The 14,553-nt window shown below is 66.5% G+C and carries 16 protein-coding genes; 10 read left to right on the top strand and 6 right to left on the bottom strand.

The features are described 5' to 3' along the window. Window positions 1–75 precede the first annotated feature (75 nt). Window positions 76–798, bottom strand: coding sequence for an IclR family transcriptional regulator (locus KUV38_RS15005; protein WP_222470817.1), 723 nt, complete (start codon window positions 796–798; stop codon window positions 76–78). Next, entirely contained in the window at window positions 791–1,195 is a 405-nt protein-coding gene (locus KUV38_RS15000) for an acyl-CoA thioesterase (RefSeq protein ID WP_222470816.1), read from the bottom strand. Before KUV38_RS15000 ends, KUV38_RS15005 begins: the two co-directional genes overlap by 8 nt. A gap of 87 nt (window positions 1,196–1,282) precedes the next feature. Here KUV38_RS15000 and KUV38_RS20945 point away from each other — a divergent pair, with 87 nt between their 5' ends. From KUV38_RS20945 to KUV38_RS14970, 7 genes are all read left to right on the top strand, one after another. After that, window positions 1,283–2,401, top strand: a complete 1,119-nt coding sequence (locus KUV38_RS20945; RefSeq protein WP_261385244.1) for an FAD-dependent monooxygenase — start codon at window positions 1,283–1,285, stop codon at window positions 2,399–2,401. Then, a complete protein-coding gene (locus KUV38_RS20940) occupies window positions 2,398–3,918 on the top strand; it encodes a benzoate-CoA ligase family protein (RefSeq protein ID WP_261385243.1) in 1,521 nt (506 codons plus the stop codon). Before KUV38_RS20945 ends, KUV38_RS20940 begins: the two co-directional genes overlap by 4 nt. A 69-nt stretch (window positions 3,919–3,987) precedes the next feature. Further along, window positions 3,988–5,169, top strand: a complete 1,182-nt coding sequence (locus tag KUV38_RS14990; protein WP_222470815.1) for an ABC transporter substrate-binding protein — start codon at window positions 3,988–3,990, stop codon at window positions 5,167–5,169. Window positions 5,170–5,227: 58 nt separating this feature from the next. Then, on the top strand, window positions 5,228–6,151 hold the full coding sequence (locus tag KUV38_RS14985) for a branched-chain amino acid ABC transporter permease (RefSeq protein WP_222470814.1): 924 nt from the start codon (window positions 5,228–5,230) through the stop codon (window positions 6,149–6,151). Between the two features lie 163 nt (window positions 6,152–6,314). Further along, window positions 6,315–7,274: a branched-chain amino acid ABC transporter permease gene (locus KUV38_RS14980; RefSeq protein WP_222470813.1), complete on the top strand. Its 960-nt coding sequence runs from the start codon at window positions 6,315–6,317 to the stop codon at window positions 7,272–7,274. Further along, a complete protein-coding gene (locus KUV38_RS14975; RefSeq protein WP_222470812.1) occupies window positions 7,271–8,014 on the top strand; it encodes an ABC transporter ATP-binding protein in 744 nt (247 codons plus the stop codon). The genes KUV38_RS14980 and KUV38_RS14975 overlap by 4 nt, the downstream gene beginning before the upstream one ends. After that, on the top strand, window positions 8,014–8,715 hold the full coding sequence (locus tag KUV38_RS14970; protein WP_222470811.1) for an ABC transporter ATP-binding protein: 702 nt from the start codon (window positions 8,014–8,016) through the stop codon (window positions 8,713–8,715). The genes KUV38_RS14975 and KUV38_RS14970 overlap by 1 nt, the downstream gene beginning before the upstream one ends. A 41-nt stretch (window positions 8,716–8,756) precedes the next feature. Here the strand turns inward: KUV38_RS14970 and KUV38_RS14965 are convergent, their stop codons facing one another. From KUV38_RS14965 to KUV38_RS14950, 4 genes are read right to left on the bottom strand one after another with little or no spacing between them, the layout of a single operon-like run. Continuing rightward, window positions 8,757–8,993 (bottom strand): Lrp/AsnC ligand binding domain-containing protein, encoded by a 237-nt coding sequence (locus KUV38_RS14965; RefSeq protein WP_222470810.1) that lies wholly within the window; start codon window positions 8,991–8,993, stop codon window positions 8,757–8,759. Window positions 8,994–9,026: 33 nt separating this feature from the next. Further along, the gene (locus KUV38_RS14960; RefSeq protein WP_222470809.1) at window positions 9,027–9,785 is read right to left on the bottom strand and encodes a LamB/YcsF family protein; all 759 of its coding nucleotides are present in this window, start codon (window positions 9,783–9,785) and stop codon (window positions 9,027–9,029) included. After that, complete coding sequence (locus KUV38_RS14955) at window positions 9,785–10,798, bottom strand: biotin-dependent carboxyltransferase family protein (protein WP_222470808.1); 1,014 nt, start codon at window positions 10,796–10,798, stop codon at window positions 9,785–9,787. The genes KUV38_RS14960 and KUV38_RS14955 overlap by 1 nt, the downstream gene beginning before the upstream one ends. Next, on the bottom strand, window positions 10,795–11,511 hold the full coding sequence (locus KUV38_RS14950; protein ID WP_222470807.1) for a 5-oxoprolinase subunit B family protein: 717 nt from the start codon (window positions 11,509–11,511) through the stop codon (window positions 10,795–10,797). The genes KUV38_RS14955 and KUV38_RS14950 overlap by 4 nt, the downstream gene beginning before the upstream one ends. A gap of 154 nt (window positions 11,512–11,665) precedes the next feature. Here KUV38_RS14950 and KUV38_RS14945 point away from each other — a divergent pair, with 154 nt between their 5' ends. The 3 genes from KUV38_RS14945 to KUV38_RS14935 are packed head-to-tail and all read left to right on the top strand — an operon-like array spanning window position 11,666 to window position 14,444. Continuing rightward, window positions 11,666–13,204, top strand: coding sequence for a benzoate-CoA ligase family protein (locus KUV38_RS14945; protein WP_222470806.1), 1,539 nt, complete (start codon window positions 11,666–11,668; stop codon window positions 13,202–13,204). Beyond that, window positions 13,204–14,010, top strand: a complete 807-nt coding sequence (locus KUV38_RS14940; protein ID WP_222471101.1) for an alpha/beta fold hydrolase — start codon at window positions 13,204–13,206, stop codon at window positions 14,008–14,010. The genes KUV38_RS14945 and KUV38_RS14940 overlap by 1 nt, the downstream gene beginning before the upstream one ends. Beyond that, window positions 14,007–14,444 carry a DUF309 domain-containing protein gene (locus KUV38_RS14935; protein ID WP_222470805.1) on the top strand — a complete coding sequence of 146 codons (438 nt, stop codon included), beginning with the start codon at window positions 14,007–14,009 and terminating at the stop codon, window positions 14,442–14,444. The genes KUV38_RS14940 and KUV38_RS14935 overlap by 4 nt, the downstream gene beginning before the upstream one ends. Window positions 14,445–14,553: the final 109 nt, after the last annotated feature.

The raw sequence follows: 14,553 nt of genomic DNA, 5'->3' as shown, positions 1-14,553 counted from the left end.
CGCCGAGCTCTCCTTCAAGCGCCCCGGCTATGATTGGTCGCGCCTATACGATGAGGCCACGATGGGACCGACGAGCTACGCCGCCGAGAGCCCTGCGCAGAACGCCTTCAGCGCCGCCACTTCAGCACGGTCCGCCCCGCAAATCGCCGGGTCCGTGCCATAGAGCGTCACCGCTGCGCCGATCTCGCCCTGCCAGTCCAGCACCGGGGCCGAGATTGCCGCGAGGCCGGGGATCAGGTCACCGCTCACCTGCGCATAGCCCGCTGTCCGCACCTCTCCCGCCAAAGCCGCCGCATCGCGTCCCGGCTCCAGCGCCATTTCCTCCTCCAGCCGCCCGGCGATCACCGCCTCCGGTGCCCATGTCAGAAAGGCCCGCCCGCTGGCCGAGTTCAGAAGCGGCATCACTGTGCCCAGCCCCAGCGTGGTGACCACGAAGCGTGGCGCGCGCTCCCAGCGCACCACGGTCGCCCCCGCGTTGCCCCAGACGCTCAGCAGTGCCGTCAGCCCGGTGGATTCCACCAGTTCGGGCAGCGCATCCGCCGTGCGGTTCACCAGTTCCATCCGCGCCATTCCAGCGACCCCTAGCGCTACCGCACCCGGCCCGAGATCATACTTGCCAGACCGTCCGGCCTGACTCACCAGCCCGGCGGCCATGAAGCTGGCGAGGTAGCGATGCGCCTTGCTGGCAGGCATCCCCGCCTCCCGCGCGATCTCGCTCAGCCCCACCGGGCCGCCTTGCTGCGAGAGGAGCTTCAGCAGCCCAAGCGCCGCGTCGAGCGAAGAGAGCCCCTCAGCCACCAATCACCTCCCGAAGCGGCGCCACATCGCCCGCCCTGATCCGCCCGTCCGCCTCAACGAACACGCCGCGCACCTCCTCGCCCTCGATCACCAGCCGCTCTCCCACGCTGCCACGATAGTCCACCCGCAGGCTCGTCCGGCCCCATTCGCCGAGCACCATCTCCAGCCGCAGCACGTCTCCATCCAGCCCCGGCGAGCGGAATCGCGCATCGGCCGAGATCAGGCCCAGCCCCCGCGCTCCGAGCCGCCGGCAGAGCGCCGCATGGCCGCCGTGCCGCGCCTTGAGGAAGCTGTGAAAGCACCGGTCCATCCAGCGGAAGTAGTTGGGATAATAGACAATTCCGGCCGCGTCGCAGTGACCGAAGCTGATGTCGACATCGAGGGTGAACAGGCCCAAATTTCCGCTCCGTAAAAGCTATTGCGCAATATGGAATTAGCGCCTAGCCTTACCCTGACACAAGACCAAACCGCAGGGGAGGGCGGAATGGCAGAGATTTCTACCATCGACATCATTGGCGGCGGCCCCGGCGGGCTGCTCTCCGCCATCCTCGCCCGCCGCGCCTTCCCCTCGGCCCGCGTCACAGTGCATGAGGCCGCGCCGCGCGGGGTCACATGGGGCTTCGGCGTGGTCTTCTCGACCCAGGCGCTGGACTTTCTGGAGGCTGACGAGCCGGAGACCCACGCCCTGATCACGCCCCGCATGGAGCGCTGGCAGAACATGGTGCTCAACCACCCCGACGGCCCCGTCACCCTCGACGGCATCGGCTTTGCTGCCATCGGGCGGCTGGAGTTGCTAACGATCCTCGCCGCCCGCGCCGAAGAAGTGGGGGTGGATCTGCATTTCGGCGCAGAGGTGGACCCTTCCAGCCTGCAGGCCGACCTCATCATCGGCGCCGACGGCCTCAACTCCCGCACCCGGACGGAGGCCAACGTGCCCAGCCTCACCCATATGTCCAACCGCTTCGCATGGTTCGGCACACCCCGCCCCTTCGACACGCTCACCCAAACCTTTATCCGCCACCCCAAGGGCGCGCTGAACGCACATCACTACCGCTACGCACCAAACATGAGCACCTTCATCGTCGAGCTGGAGGAAGAGGCCTTTGCCGCTCACGGGCTGGCAGAAATGGACGAGACCGAAAGCGCCGCCTATTGCGCCGAGCTCTTCGCCGATGTGCTCGAAGGCGTCCCGCTGCTCACCAACCGCTCGATCTGGCGGCAATTCCCCAAGCTCTGGTGCGAGACCTGGACCAGAGGCAACACCGCGCTCATCGGCGATGCCGTTCATACCGCGCATTTCTCCATCGGCTCCGGCACCCGGCTCGCGATGGAGGATTCCATCGCCCTTATCGCCGCCCTAAAGGCAGCAACCACGGTCACTGACGGCCTCGCCAGCTATCAGGCCACCCGGCCCCCGATCGCCCGCAAGATCGTCACCGGCGCAAATACATCCGCCCAGTGGTACGAGTCCTTCTCGACTCACATCGAGCAGTCCCCACTCGACTTCGCCATGTCTTACATCACCCGCTCCGGCCGCGTGCCGCGTGAGAAGCTCCGCGCCCTCTCGCCCGCCTTCATGGCCGAATACGAGGCAGCCAAATGATCGACCCGGTTGAAAACCCGCCCGGCGCGCAGGAGATCGGCTTCGACAAATCCGCGCACCCCAACTGCGCCGAGATTCTCTGGCAGAACCTCGCCCGCAACCCCGGCGCCCGCGCCCTCACCGGCCCTGCGGGCGACCTCACCTACGCCGAACTCATCGCGCAGGCGGCCCAATGGGGCAACGCCTTCACCGCTCAGGGCCTCGCCCCCGGCGACCGCATCGCGCTATTCCTTGATGACACGCCCAGCTTCCCCGCCGCCTTCTTCGGCGCCACCCGCGCGGGCTTCGTGCCGGTGCTGCTCAACACCCAAACCCCGCCCGATCTGCTGGCCTATTACCTCTCCGACAGCGCCGCGCCCCTTGCCGTGACCGAGCCGCACTATGCGGAGCGCTTCCCCGCAGATACCCGCCTCGTCACCGACCACGCCGCCTACATCTCCTGCCAGCCCACCACGCTTGAGGCCGCACCGACCGGCCCGGATGACATGGCGTTCTGGATGTATTCCTCCGGCTCTACCGGCCGCCCCAAAGGCATCGTCCACCTGCATCACGACATGGCCTACAGTCAGCAGAGCTTCGCCGCCCATGTGCTGAAGATCCGGGCCGATGACATCTGTTTTTCCGTCCCCAAGGCCTATTTCGCCTATGGCTTCGGCAACAGCTTCACCTTCCCCTTTGCGGCCGGCGCCTGCACCCTCCTGATGCCCGATGCCCCCAAACCCGTTGCCGTGCTCGATATGATCGAAGCCCACAAGCCCACCGTCTTCTACGGCCTGCCCACGCTCTACACCGCGCTCACCAACACGCCCGGTGTCGAGAGCCGCGACCTCTCCAGCCTGCGCCAATGCATGTCTGCCGCCGAGATCCTCTCCGAGGATGTCGCCTCCCGCTGGAAGTCCCTCACCGGCCTTTCACCCATCGAGGGACTCGGCAGCACAGAGATGCTGCACGTTTACCTCTCGAACACGGCCAACGACATGCGCCACGGCGCGGCGGGCAAGCGCGTGCCGGGCTACGAGATCGAGCTCCGCGAGGGCGGGGTGATGTTCGTGCGCGGCCATTCCTCCGCGCCGCTCTACTGGAACCGCCCCGACAAGACCGCCGAGACCATGCAGGGCGACTGGATCAACACCGGCGACCGTTTCGAGGAGCGCGAGGGCTTCTACTACTTCCAGGGCCGTGCCGATGATCTGGTGAAGGTCTCCGGCCAATGGGTCTGGCCGCTGGAGGTGGAGCGCGCGCTGAACGAACACCCCGAAGTGCACGAGAGCGCTGTGCTTGCCCATGAACTGCCCGACCGCCGCACCACCCTCTCCGCCCTGGTCTCGCTCCGCACCGGCCCCGCCGACGAGGGTGCCGTCAAGATGCTCCAAGATCACGTCAAAGCCATGCTGATGCCCCACAAGTATCCGCGCCGCATCCACTTCGTGACCGACCTGCCGAAAACGGGCACTGGAAAAATCGACCGGCAGGCTGTCAAATCACTGCTGCAAGGGAATGAGAATAATATTGCCTAAAACGGCAGTATAGTGCACAAATCTTACTGCGACCGCCGCTCAAAGGAGGCGCACAACGGGAGGAACAACATGAACAAGCTACTCACGGCGGCCCTCGCGGCCAGCCTGACCGCCACAGCCGCCTACGCCGAAAGCGTGAAAATCGGCTTCGTCACCACGCTGACCACCCCCGCCGCCGTCATTGGCAAGGACATGGAGAACGCGGTCAATCTCGCGGTCGAGCACCTCGGCGGCAAGGCCGGCCCGCTCGACATCGAGGTGATCTTCGGCGACGACCAATTCGCCCCTGAGGCCGGCAAGCAGGCCACCGACAAGCTGGTGAAGCAGGACAACGTCGATTTCGTGGCTGGCTACATCTGGTCCCACGTGCTGCTCGCTTCGCGCAAATCGGTGGTCGATGCCGACAAGATCCTGATCTCCGCCAACGCGGGCCCCAGCCAGATGGCCGGCAAGCTCTGCGACAAGAACTACTTCTCGACCTCCTGGCAGAATGACCAGACCCCGATGGCGATGGGTGAGGTGCTGAACAAGGCGGGCGTGAAATCGCTCTACCTGATGGCTCCCAACTACGCCGCCGGCAAAGACATGACGGCAGGCGTGGAGCGCACCTTCACCGGCGAGATCGTCGGCAAGGACCTCACAAAATGGGGCGCCGACGCACAGCTAGACTTCTCCGCCGAACTGGCCAAGGCCAAGGCCTCGGGCGCCGATGGCCTCTTCGTCTTCTACCCCGGCGCAGCGGCCGGTGCTTTCGTGAAGCAGTACCAGCAGGCCGGCCTGAAAGACACGCTGCCGCTCTACTCGGTCTTCACCATCGACGGCATCTCGCTGCCCAAGCTCCAGCAGGCGGGCTTCACCGATGCGCTGGGCTCCAAGATCACGCAGGAGTGGGACCCCTCGCTCGACAACGCCGCGAACCAGAAGTTCGTGGGCGACTTCAAGGAAAAGTTCGGCACCTACCCGAGCTTCTACGCCGCCCAGAGCTATGACGCGATCATGCTGATTGCCTCCGCCGTGGCAGCCGTGGATGGCAACCTGGAAGACCGCGACGCCCTGCGCGCCGCCGTGAAGGCCGCTGACTTCGAGAGCGTGCGTGGCAACTTCAAGTTCGGCACCAACAACATGCCGGTGCAAAACTTCTACCTCCGCGAGGTGGTCGAAGACGCCGATGGCAACTGGACGACGAAGGTGGTCGACACCGTCTACACCGACCACGTCGACAGCTTCGCTGCCGAATGCTCGATGAACTGATCTGACACTCCGGGCGGGCAGGGGAGACCTTGCCCGCCCCTACGCGCGAAGGCCCTCCGTGGACACCTCCCTCCTTTTCATCCAAACGCTGAACGGGCTCCAACTCGGGCTGCTGCTGTTCCTCGTCGCCTCCGGGCTGACGCTTGTCTTCGGCATCCTCGACTTCGTGAACCTCGCCCACGCCTCGCTCTACATGCTCGGCGCCTTCATCTGCGCCTCGCTGACCTACGCGGTGGGCAACTTTTTCCTCGCCGTGCTGATCGCCCTCCCGATCACCGCGCTACTCGGCTGGGGCGCCGAACGCTTCGTTGCCCGGCCCCTTTACGCCCGCGACCACCTCGACCATGTGCTCGCCACCTTCGGGCTGATCCTCGTGCTCGATACCGCCGCCCACCTGATCTGGGGGCCGGAGGGCATCGCCGTGCCGCTGCCCGAGGCGTTTCGCGGCCAGATCGAGCTATCGGAAACCCTCGTCATCCCCACCTACCGCCTCGTCATCATCGCAGCCGGGCTGGCTGCGGCGGGCGGCCTCTACTGGATGGTGGTCCACACCCGGCTCGGCATGCTGATCCGCGCCGGGGCCTCCAACCGGGTGATGGTCGGCGCGCTCGGCATCAACATCGAGCTGCTCTTCGGCCTCGTCTTCGCCCTCGGTGCGGCCCTAGCGGGGCTGGCGGGCATGCTGATTGCGCCGATCACCGAGGCCTCGATCGGCATGGGCAACCAGGTCATCATCACCGCCTTCGTCGTCATCATCGTCGGCGGCATCGGCTCGATGAAAGGCGCCTTCATCGCCGCTCTGCTGATCGGGCTGATCGACACGCTAGGCCGCAGTTTCCTCGATGACATCTTCAAGCTGGTGATGAGCCCCGACGCCGCCGAAAACTCGGCCCCCGCGATCTCTGCCATGCTCATCTACATCATCATGGCCTGTGTGCTGGCACTCCGCCCGCAGGGCCTGTTCCCGCCGAAGGTGCGGTGAGGCGGATGATGCACCAGAAGAGATTTCAGGCCTCCGGCGGGGATATTTGTCGCAAGAAAATGCGAAATTTGATTCAAATTGTTCCTGCCCGCGTGCAACGCCCTTTGCATTTTCTTGCTGCAAATATCCATACCGGGCGCCCGCCCCGGGCGGAGGTCCAGCCATGAGCGCCCGCACGATCGCCACCCTCGCGCTCATGGCCCTGCTCGCCGTGCTGCCGCCGCTGTTCTTCTACACCGGCAACGCCTTCTGGCTCGATCTCGCCACCCGGCTCACGATCCTCGCCATCGCGGCGGTCAGCCTCAACCTGATCCTCGGCTACGGCGGCCTCGTCTCCTTCGGCCACGCCGCCTACGTCGGCCTCGGCGCCTACGCGGTCGGCATCCCGGCCTATCACTGGCTCTACGGCGGGCTCGAAAGCCTTGGGCTGGCGACCACCTCCGGCCTCGTGCAGATCCCACTCGCGATGGTGGTCTGCGCACTCTTCGCCCTTATCACCGGCGCAATCTGCCTGCGGACCAAGGGCGTGTATTTCATCATGATCACCATGGCCTTCGCTCAGATGGTCTATTACGCGATCGTCTCGATCGAGGAATACGGCGGCGACGACGGGCTGGTGATCGACACCCGCTCGGAGTTGCCCGGCCTCAACCTCGACGACCCTATTCAGCTCTTCGCGCTCGCCTATGTGTCGCTCGTCGTGGCCATGCTGATCGTGCGCATGATCACGCGGAGCCGCTTTGGCATGGTGCTGCGCGGGGCCAAGGGCAACGCCGAGCGCGTCCAGATGATGGGCCTCAACCCCTACGCCTACCGCCTCACCGCCTATGTGATCTCCGGCGCGATGGCGGGCTATGCCGGCGCGCTTCTGGGCAATTTCACCACCTTCATCTCCCCCGAGATGATGGATTGGACGCGCTCGGGTGAGCTGATGTTCATGGTCATTCTCGGCGGCGCCTCCACCACTGGCGGCCCGGTTCTGGGGGCGGCGGCCTTCATCATTCTGGAGGAGGTGCTCTCGCACTTCACCATCTACTGGCACCTCCCCTTCGGGCTGCTGCTGATCGCCGTGGTGCTCTTCACCCGTGGCGGTCTGATGGGCTTCTTCCGGGGGCGCAAATGAGCATTCTGGAAACCAAGGGCCTGATGAAGAGCTTCGGAGGCATCCGCGCCACCGATGACCTCACGCTCAGCGTCGAGCAGGGCGAACTCCACGCCATCATCGGCCCCAATGGCGCGGGCAAGACCACGCTCATCACCCAGCTCTGCGGCACTCAGATGCCCGATGCCGGCACGATCCACTTCAAGGGGCGAGACATCACCGCCCTCGCCCCGTACAAGCGCGCCCGCCTCGGGATCACCCGCAGCTTTCAGATCACCTCGCTCATCCCCGACATGACGGTGCTGGAGAATATCGCGCTGGCCGTGCAGGCCCGCGAGGGCTCGTCCTACCGTTTCATCCGCGCCGCCGCGGGCATCCCGGCGATCCGCGACCGGGCGATGGCCCTACTGGAGCGGGTCGGCCTCGCCGAGAAGGCAGAGATGGAAACCCGCGCGCTCTCCCATGGCGAGCACCGGCACATGGAGATCGCCATCGCGCTCGCCAGCCGCGCCGAGCTGATGCTGCTCGACGAGCCTATGGCCGGGCTGGGGCCGGAGGAGTCCGCCCGCATGGTGGCTCTGCTCACCGAGCTGAAAGGCCAGCACACCATCGTTCTCATCGAGCATGACATGGATGCCGTCTTCGCCCTCGCCGACAGGATTTCGGTGCTGGTCTACGGCCACATCATCGCCACCGGCGACCCGGCGTCGATCCGCGCCAACAAGGAGGTCGAGGCGGCCTATCTGGGGGAGGAGGCCTGATGCTGACGGTCGAGAACCTTCAGGCCCATTACGGGCCAAGTCAGGCGCTCTTTCGGGTGTCGCTGCAGGTGAAACCGGGCGAGGTCGTCACCCTGCTCGGACGCAACGGCATGGGCAAGACGACGACGATCCACTCCATCATGGGCATCGTGAAGCCCACCGGCGGGCGGGTGCGGCTGGAGACCAGCGAAATCGCCGGCATGGCCTCGCACTGCATCGCCAACCTCGGCCTCGGGCTGGTGCCGGAGGGCCGCCAGATCTTCCCCAACCTGACGGCGCGCGAGAATCTCGTTGCCACCGCCTCCAACCACCTTGGCCAGCCCGATCCGTGGACCGAAGAGCGCGTCTATGCGCTCTTCCCCGAACTGGCCGAGCGCAAGTCTTCGATGGGCAATCTGCTGTCAGGCGGCGAGCAGCAGATGCTCGCCATCGGCCGCGCCCTGATGACCAACCCGCGCCTGCTGATCCTCGATGAGGCGACAGAGGGGCTGGCCCCGTTGGTTCGGGCCAAGATCTGGGAGGCGCTCGCGCAGATCCGCGACACCGGCCTGTCGATCCTCGTGGTCGACAAGAACCTGCACGACCTGATGCGCCTCGCCGACCGCCACGTGGTTATCCAGCGCGGCGAGACCGTCTGGCAGGGCACATCGGCGGAGCTTGAGGCGGATGAGGCGGCGCGGGAGCGGTATTTGGGGCTGTAAGTCGGAACTTGTCCCGACACGAGCGTCGCGGCGTGTTCGCCCTAGAACGCCTTGAACGTAAGCGTCGTCAGCGTGCGCTCCACGCCCTTCACCTTCGAGACGTTCTCGCTGATGAACTGGCCGATATCCACGCCCTCGGGCGGGTAGAGCTTCATCAGCAGGTCCCATTCGCCGGAGGTCGAGTAAAGCTCGGAGTGAATCTCCTCCAGCACCAGCGCCTTGGCCACCTCGTAGGTGGTGCCGGGGGTGCAGCGGATCTGGACGAAAATGGCGCTCATGTCTGGTCTCCTCCGGCGCAGGCTAACGTGAAATCACAGCGGCGCAAGCGCCCATCCGGCGCCTTCCAACTTCGCCCGCACCGCCCGCGCGATGGCCAGCGCCTCCGGCCCGTCGCCATGCAGGCAAATGGTGTCGATCTGCGCGGGCAGGGTGGCGCCCGATGCGGCGAAGATCGCCTGCACTTCGACCATGCCGAGCACCCGCGCGGCGGCCTCCTCCGGGTCGTGGATCATCGCGCCCGGCTTCTTGCGGTCCACAAGCGTGGCGTCATCTTCATAGGCCCGGTCTGCAAAGATCTCGCAGGCCATCTGCGCTCCAAGCGCTTCCGCCGCGCGCTGTTGCGCGGTCTGGGCGATGACCATGATCACCAGCTCCGGGTCCACCGCCAGCGCCGCCTCGTAGCAGGCCCGCGCCATCGCCTCATTCTCCGCGCACAGGTTGGCCAATGCGCCGTGCAGCTTGAGGTGGCGCACCTTGCCACCCGCCCGCGCCGCCACGGCCTGTGCCGCGCCGAGCTGGTAAGTTACGAGGTTGCCCAGCTCGGCAGGCGAAAGCGTAATCCGCCGTCGCCCGAAGCCCTGCAGGTCGGCAAAGCCCGGGTGCGCCCCGATCCCGACGCCGCGCCTGACCGCCTCGCCCATGGTGGCGGCCATCACATCCGCATCGCCGGCGTGAAAGCCGCAGGCCACGTTGGCCGAGGTCACCACCTTCAGGATCTCGGCATCCTGCCCCATCACCCAGGGGCCAAAGCTCTCGCCCATGTCGGCGTTCAGGTCGATCGTGCGCCCCATCACTCCTCCAGCTCATTGCCGCGGGTCACCCCGCCCACCAGTTGATAGCCCAGCAGGTCGGGGATGTCGTGCGGGTCGCGCACCCGGGGCTGCACCGCCTTGCGCAGCCGTGCCAGCTGCGCCGTTTCGCTCTCCCAGAGCGCATCGGCCTCTTCGACGCCGAGCATCTCGAAGCGCACCGCGTCGCCCGCATGCGCCTGCGCCAGCCGGGGCAGGTCTGCGGTGATCACCGTGCCGATCCTCGGGTAGCCGCCCACCGTCTGGCTCTCGGCCAGCAGCACGTAGGGCCGCCCGTCGCCCGTCATCTGTACGTCGCCGCTGGTGATGAAATCCGAGGCCAGCCCCTGTGTTTCGCTCTCGAAGGGCGCGCCCTCGAACTCCAGCCGCACCCCTTGCCGGTTGGCCTGCGGGGCGCGGGTGAAGGCGGTGTCTAGAAACCGCTCCAGCACTCCTTCGCCAAACAGCCCCGTCTGTGGCCCCGGCATCATCCGCACTGTGCCGCCGCCGAGCCTGTCTTCCGGCACAAGCACCCGCGCCGCCGCCTCGGGATCGGGGTCACTTCCCAGCGCAATTTCATCCCCCGCCGCCAGCGCCCGTCCCACGCCCGCCAGCAAGTGCGCCGCCCGCGAGCCGAGCCATTCCTCGCCGAAAACGCCACCCGCGAAGGCGAGATAACCATATGAGCCCTTCTCCGCGCCGCCCACCCGCAGCACCGCGCCGGGAGGCAGCAGCACCGTTTCGGCATGCCCCACCGGGCGGCCATCGACCTCGGCCTTCATCCGCGCGCCGGTCAGGCAAAACTGCGTGGGCGCATCCACCGTAAACCGCCCACCCGCGCCCGCCATTTCCAGCGCTGCCAGCGGAGCCTCCTGCCCCAAGAGCGCCGCCGCCTCCAGCAGCGCCAACCGGTCCGCCGCGCCGCCCCGTGCCAGCCCCTTGGCCGTCCAGCCCGGGCGGCCCATGTCCTGCACCGTCACGGCGGGGCCTGCGTCGATTACCCGGAGCGTGGTCATGCGATCTCCTCGCACACCGCGCCGCCCAGAGGTTCCGCCTCCAGCCGCTCCAGTTCTGTCGCCTCGACCCGCTCGAACCGCAGCGCATCCCCCGGCGCCAGTGGAAACGGCTCTTTCGCACCCCGCCGGAACGGCCGGAAGGCGCAGCGTCCGACCATCCGCCAGCCGGTCACGCTCTCGGTCGGAAATAGGACAAGCTGCCGAACCGCCACCACCAGTGCCCCGGCGGGCACCTTTGGGGTCAGGTCTGTCTGGCGTGGGATGTTCCAATGCTCCGGCAGGAACCCGAGGTAGGGCATGCCCGGCGCAAAGCCGATCGCCCGCACCCGCAGCTCGGTGGTCAGAAACTCCTCGCAGGCCTCTGCCTCGCTCAATCCGGCCAGCTCCGCCGCCTCGCCGAGTTGGGGCCCGTCCAGTGCCACCGGCACCCGCCAGCGGCGGGCCGGCGTAGGGTCTTTCAGCCCGCGCCATTCCCGTTCGTCCAGTAGTTCCTCGATCCTGGCCACTAGTTCAGCCCGGTCCACCTGCGCCGGGTCGAACCGCAGCAACACCGAGGCCAACGCAGGCGCGACCTCGCCCGCCAGACCCTCGGCCTCCGCCGCAAAGCGGGCGACCGCCGCGCTGGCTTCCGGGCTGACGGCGCGGGCAAAGCGCACAAGTACGCCATCCTGCCCGAGCGGCAAAATTTCCGGCGTGATCTCTGCGGCATCCATACCCGCACTTTCCCCCGCCCACCCCTCGGCGACAATATGCACAAAAATGCAAAATCGACGCGACGAGCTTGATCGACGCGCAGATGTATGCACTATAACGCACATACAGGGAGGAGGCGCGATTCCACGGAGTCGCGTCAGGGAGGACGAAGCCATGAACAGCAACGCAGCCCTCTATTTCGTCGATCGCCACGTGATACAGGGCCGGGGCGACAAGCCCGCCTTTCGCGAGGCCGACGGGGCAAAACGCAGCCTGACCTACGGGCAGCTGGCGAAGGAAACCGCAAAATTCGCCGGGGCGCTCGCCCGCCACGGGGTGCGCCGGGAGGAGCGGGTGGCGATGATCGTCCGCGACCAGATCGAGTTTCCGGTCGTGTTCTGGGGCGCGCTGAAGGCCGGGGCGATCCCGGTGCCGCTCAACACCCTGCTCGCCGCGCCGGTCTACGAGGCGATCCTCGAAGACAGCCGCGCATCCATCCTCGTGGTCTCCGGTGCGATGTGGGACACGGTCAAACCGGCGGTAGAGAACAACCGCTTCCTCCGCGCCATCGTGGTGATCGGCGAGGCCCCCGAGGGCACCGAGAGCTACACAGCGTTCACGCAAGGCGCCGAGCCGATGGAGGCCGTGGAGGCCCATGAGGATGAGCTGGCCTTCTGGCTCTATTCCTCCGGTTCCACCGGCGTGCCCAAGGGCGTGCGCCACGTGCACGCCAGCCTGAAGGCCACCTCCGATACCTTCGGCAAGGACGTGCTCGGCATCCGCGAAGACGATACCGTGTTCTCCGCCGCCAAGATGTTCTTCGCCTACGGGCTGGGCAATGCGATGAGCTTTCCCATGGCCGTCGGCGCGACCACCGTCATCTACTCCGGCCGACCCACCCCCGAGGCCTGCTTTGCGATCATGTCCGAGGAGAAGCCCACGCTCTTTTGCGGCGTGCCCACCCTCTTCGCCGCCCTCGTCGCTGCGCAGGAAAAGGCGGGCGGAGCGCCTGCCCATACCGTCCGCCTCTGCACCTCCGCAGGCGAGGCCCTGCCGCGCGAGATCGGCGAGCGGTGGGAAAAGCTTTGGGGCGCCGAGATCGTCGACGGTGTCGGCTCCACAGAGATGCTGCACATCTTCCTCTCCAACCGCCCCGGCGAATGCGTCTATGGCACCTCCGGCACAGCCGTTCCGGGCTACGAGGTCCGGCTGGTCGATGAGCATGACGAAGACGTGGCCGATGGCGAGATGGGTGAGCTGCTGGTGCGTGGACCTTCCGCCGCTGAGGGCTACTGGAACCGCCGCGCCAAGAGCATGGCCACCTTTCAGGGCCACTGGACCCGCACGGGCGACAAATACGAGCGCGACGGGCAGGGGCGTTACGTCTACTGCGGCCGGACGGATGACATGTTCAAGGTCTCCGGCATCTGGGTCTCCCCCTTCGAGGTCGAGCAGGCGCTGGTGGAGCACCCCGCCGTGCTCGAAGCCGCCGTGGTCGCCCGCGCCGACGAGAAGGGGCTCGACAAGCCCGCCGCCTATATCGTGCTGAAGGAGGGGGCCAGCGCCGACATCGCTAGCGACCTCAAGGAAATGGTCAAGGAGAAGATCGGAATGTGGAAATACCCCCGATGGATTGAGGTGGTCGATGAGCTGCCCAAAACCGCCACCGGAAAGATCCAGCGCTTCAAGCTGCGCGACCCGGAGGCGGCGTGATGGAGTTTCCCGGCATGGGCCGCGTTACGGCGGCAGGCAAATCCCTCGAATGGCAGAGCTGCGGCGGCGATACATCCGCGCCCGTTATCGTCCTCTTGCATGAAGGTCTCGGCTGCCTCGCCCTCTGGCGCGACATCCCCGAGAAGCTGGCACAGGCGACCGGCCTGCGTGTCTTCGCCTATTCCCGCGCGGGCTACGGCCAGTCCGACCCCGCCGATCTGCCCCGCCCGCTTGATTACATGACCCGTGAGGCGATGGAGGCTCTGCCGGATGTGCTCAATGCCATCGGCGCCGAGCAATACATCCTCATGGGCCATTCAGATGGCGCGACCATCGCCGCCGAATACGCCGGCCGTCATGCCGATCACCGCATTCGCGGGCTGGTGCTGATGGCGCCCCATTTCTTCACCGAGCCCGATGGTCTTGCCGCCATCGCCGCTGCCCGAGAGGCCTTCGAGGCTGATCTCAAGCCCCGCATGGCCAAGTATCACGCTGACCCGGAAGCCACCTTCCGTGGCTGGAACGATGTCTGGCTCGCCCCCGGTTTCAAGGAGTGGCACGTGGGCGAGGTGGTCGACTACCTGCGCATCCCCTCGCTCGTGATCCAGGGCGCCGATGATCAGTACGGTACGCTGGCGCAGGTGCGCGAGGTCGAGGAGCGCAGCTACGCGCCTGTCGATACCGTGATCCTCGAGAATTGCCGCCACAGCCCCCATTTCGACCAGCCGCAGGCGGTGTTGGATGCCGTGGCCGAGTTCTCCGCCCGCCTTATCCGGCTGGAGCGCGAAGAGGTGGTGCCCGCGTGACCCTCGCGGCGGATCCCCGGCCCGACTACGCCTATGTGCCGGGCCAGAACCCGCGCCACCCGGAGGGCGCATTTGACGCCATCCGTGCAAGCGCCGAGACCGATCCGCTGGGCTCCGACGCCCTGCGCATCGGCCTCGACTGGATCGACGCCGGGTTCTACTGGGAGGCCCATGAGGTGCTCGAGCCGGTCTGGCTCGTGCTCCCCGATGGCCCCGACCGGGTTGGCATCCAGGCCCTGATCCAGCTGGCCAACGCCGGGCTGAAGGCCCGGATGAACCGCCCCTCCGCCGCGCTCCGCCTGTGCGACATCGCCGCCCGCCTGCTGGACGAGGCGGCCCCCTTCACGCCCCCGCATCGCCCCGCCGGGTGGTTCACCCTTCGGGTGGAGTCGATTCGATCCAGCGCGAAGATCGCGGCGAAAGATGCAGTATAATGCAATAAAGTGCATGATAACCCGGCATAACCACGCCATATGTGAATTATTATGCAAAAAACCGTTGCCGCAACGCGGCCAACCCTGTAAGACAGCGGACTCAAGAGGA

The sequence above is a fragment of the Vannielia litorea genome (assembly GCF_019801175.1).
In the GTDB taxonomy this organism is placed as follows: domain Bacteria; phylum Pseudomonadota; class Alphaproteobacteria; order Rhodobacterales; family Rhodobacteraceae; genus Vannielia; species Vannielia litorea_B.
Note: the sequence above shows the minus strand (reverse complement) of the source record. Positions and strands in the feature narration are given on the sequence as shown.

Excerpts from the sequence above, each read along its gene's own strand:
- KUV38_RS20945 (WP_261385244.1), top strand. The coding sequence starts at position 1,283 with ATGGCAGAGATTTCTACCATCGACATCATTGGCGGCGGCCCCGGCGGG.
- KUV38_RS20940 (WP_261385243.1), top strand. The coding sequence starts at position 2,398 with ATGATCGACCCGGTTGAAAACCCGCCCGGCGCGCAGGAGATCGGCTTC.
- KUV38_RS14990 (WP_222470815.1), top strand. The coding sequence starts at position 3,988 with ATGAACAAGCTACTCACGGCGGCCCTCGCGGCCAGCCTGACCGCCACA.
- KUV38_RS14980 (WP_222470813.1), top strand. The coding sequence starts at position 6,315 with ATGAGCGCCCGCACGATCGCCACCCTCGCGCTCATGGCCCTGCTCGCC.
- KUV38_RS14975 (WP_222470812.1), top strand. The coding sequence starts at position 7,271 with ATGAGCATTCTGGAAACCAAGGGCCTGATGAAGAGCTTCGGAGGCATC.
- KUV38_RS14970 (WP_222470811.1), top strand. The coding sequence starts at position 8,014 with ATGCTGACGGTCGAGAACCTTCAGGCCCATTACGGGCCAAGTCAGGCG.
- KUV38_RS14965 (WP_222470810.1), bottom strand. The coding sequence starts at position 8,993 with ATGAGCGCCATTTTCGTCCAGATCCGCTGCACCCCCGGCACCACCTAC.
- KUV38_RS14960 (WP_222470809.1), bottom strand. The coding sequence starts at position 9,785 with ATGGGGCGCACGATCGACCTGAACGCCGACATGGGCGAGAGCTTTGGC.
- KUV38_RS14955 (WP_222470808.1), bottom strand. The coding sequence starts at position 10,798 with ATGACCACGCTCCGGGTAATCGACGCAGGCCCCGCCGTGACGGTGCAG.
- KUV38_RS14950 (WP_222470807.1), bottom strand. The coding sequence starts at position 11,511 with ATGGATGCCGCAGAGATCACGCCGGAAATTTTGCCGCTCGGGCAGGAT.
- KUV38_RS14945 (WP_222470806.1), top strand. The coding sequence starts at position 11,666 with ATGAACAGCAACGCAGCCCTCTATTTCGTCGATCGCCACGTGATACAG.
- KUV38_RS14940 (WP_222471101.1), top strand. The coding sequence starts at position 13,204 with ATGGAGTTTCCCGGCATGGGCCGCGTTACGGCGGCAGGCAAATCCCTC.